The 2,393-nt window shown below is 64.1% G+C and carries 1 protein-coding gene and 1 pseudogene; both read right to left on the bottom strand.

Features of this window, described 5'->3' with window-relative positions; genetic code table 11:
• A pseudogene (locus tag G3O06_RS47900) lies at positions 1 to 136 on the bottom strand (acetyl-CoA C-acetyltransferase); the annotation flags it as partial.
• Between the two features lie 99 nt (positions 137 to 235).
• Positions 236 to 2,101, bottom strand: a complete 1,866-nt coding sequence (gene phaC / locus G3O06_RS47895) for a class I poly(R)-hydroxyalkanoic acid synthase (protein ID WP_174967506.1) — start codon at positions 2,099 to 2,101, stop codon at positions 236 to 238.
• Between the last annotated feature and the right edge of the window lie 292 nt (positions 2,102 to 2,393).

Here is a 2,393-nt window from a genome sequence, read left to right as displayed (position 1 = left end):
CGGGCTTCACGCCCGCACGCTCCAGCACCGCGCGGATCACCGTCGCGCCCAGCTCGGGCGCCGCAATCTTCGCAAGCGAACCGCCGAATTTGCCGACCGCGGTCCGCGCGGCCGATACGATCACTACGTCCGTCATTTCCCTTTCCTCCAGGCCCGCACGACACGGCGCATCGCTACCGGCCCTGTTAAAAAAACTGCGGTGCACCGGACAGCCTGCGCCGCTGTCCGGTTTTCGTCAATCGCGCTGCAACACGTAACGCCCCGGCGCCGGCTCGATCTCCGGGAACTGCGCGGTACCGGGCTGGGCAGGCGGCTCCACCTTGCGGCCGCCGTACTGGTCGAGCCATTCGACCCAGGTCGTCCACCAGCTTCCCGGCTGCTCGGCTGCACCGGCGAACCAGTCGTCCGCCGATTCGGGCAGGTCGCTGTCGTTGACCCAGTAGCTGCGCTTCTTCTTCGCCGGCGGATTGATCACGCCCGCGATGTGCCCCGATGCGCCGAGCACGAACTTCAGCGGGCCCGACAGGATCGACGTCGACGCATAGGCCGTCTGCCACGGCACGATGTGATCCTCGCGCGAGCCGTAGATGAAGGTCGGCACGTCGATCAGCGTCAGGTCGACCGATTCACCGCACACGGTCAACGCACCCGGTTCGCGCAGCTTGTTCTCGAGATAGGTATTGCGCAGGTACCACGCGTACATCGGGCCCGGCAGGCTCGTCGAATCGCTGTTCCAGTACAGCAGGTCGAACGGCGCCGGCGTGCGGCCCTTCAGGTAGTTGTCGACGACGTAGTTCCACACGAGGTCGTTCGGCCGCAGGAACGAGAACGTGTTCGCGAACTCGACGCCGCGCATCAGCCCCGGCTGCGTGCCGTTCTTGCCGCCGATGGTCTGCTCGCGCATCTGCACGTGCGCCTCGTCGACGAATACGTCGAGAATGCCGGTGTCGGTGAAGTCGAGCATCGCGGTGAGCAGCGTCATCGACGCGGCCGGATGTTCGCCGCGCGCGGCGAGCACCGCGAGCGCGGTCGCGAGCATCGTGCCGCCGACGCAGAAGCCGAGCGTGTTGATCTGCTCACGGCCGCTGACCTGCTGCACGGCGTCGATCGCCGCGAGCAGCCCTTCGTTCATGTAGTCGTCCCACGTCTTGTGCGCGACCGATGCGTCCGCATTGCGCCACGACACGAGGAACACCTGATGACCGTTCGACAGCGCGTGCGCGACGAGCGAATTCTCGGGCTGCAGGTCGAGGATGTAGAACTTGTTGATGCAGGGCGGCACGATCAGCAGCGGCCGCTCGAACACCTCGCCAGTCTTCGGCGTGTACTGGATCAGCTGGATCAGGTCGTTCTCGTAGACGACCGCACCTTCAGTACACCCGAGGTTCTTGCCGACCACGAACTGCGATTCGTCGGTCTGCGAAATCTTGCCGCGCTGCATGTCGCCGAGCAGGTTCATCATCCCCTGCCGCAGGCTTTCGCCCTGCGTCTCGAGGATCGATTTCTGCGCGTCGGGATTGAGGGCGAGGAAGTTGCTCGGCGCGGCCGCGGCCGTCCATTGCTGGACCGTGAAACGAATGCGCTCGCGCGTCTTCGGATCGGTCTGCAGCGCGTCGGCCAGTTCCTGCAGGTAGCGCGCGTTGAGCAGATACCAGGCCGCCGCGAACGCATGCGCCGGCGACGCCTTCCACGCATCGCCGCTGAAGCGGCGGTCCTTCAGTTCGGGCGACTCGAGCTTCGCGGCGGCTGCCTGCTGCATCAGCGCCATGCAATCGCGCGCGTAGTCGGCCTGCAGCGCCTGCAGCCGCTCGGGCGGAATCGCGGCGGCCGGCAGCTTCAGCCCGGCGAACGGCGACGCCATCGCGCCGAAATCGGGCATCGACGGCATCTGAAACGGAAACGATGTCGGAAACTGGAATGTCGCGAACGGATTCACGGTGGCCGACGCAGTCGCGGCGCGTGCCGGATCTGCAAAACCGCGCCACGCGTTCAACCACGACTCGAACATCTGCTGCATCGGCTGGGCGGCCGGATCGAAACCAATGCTGCCCGAAGAAGTGCCCGCCTGAGCGGACGTCGACGATTTTTTCGATGCTGTCATTACCTGCCTTACCGGTGATTCGTGAGCGTCTATCGTGAAATCCTGCTCGCGCGCGGCATGCCGGTTGCGAGCCGGGCCGTCATGCTCTGGAGAGGCGTCTCCAGATTCTGCCGCAGTGCGGTATTTTTATCATTATCGTTTTCCCCATGTGAAGCGCCATGTCAAACCGCTGAACATTTCCGTACGGAGATAATCCTCGCACAACAGACGGGACAAGGGTTCCGGAGAAACATAAAACATTTTGATTGACTTGACTTCGCGATTATTCATTCAATCGCGCATGCGACACGGC

This window comes from Burkholderia sp. Ac-20345 (genome assembly GCF_017104825.1).
Classification (GTDB): Bacteria; Pseudomonadota; Gammaproteobacteria; order Burkholderiales; family Burkholderiaceae; genus Burkholderia; species Burkholderia lata_B.
The sequence above is the reverse complement of the archived record's forward strand: the minus strand, read 5'-3'. Positions and strand labels throughout refer to the sequence as shown.

Excerpts from the sequence above, each read along its gene's own strand:
- phaC (WP_174967506.1), bottom strand. The coding sequence starts at position 2,101 with ATGACAGCATCGAAAAAATCGTCGACGTCCGCTCAGGCGGGCACTTCT.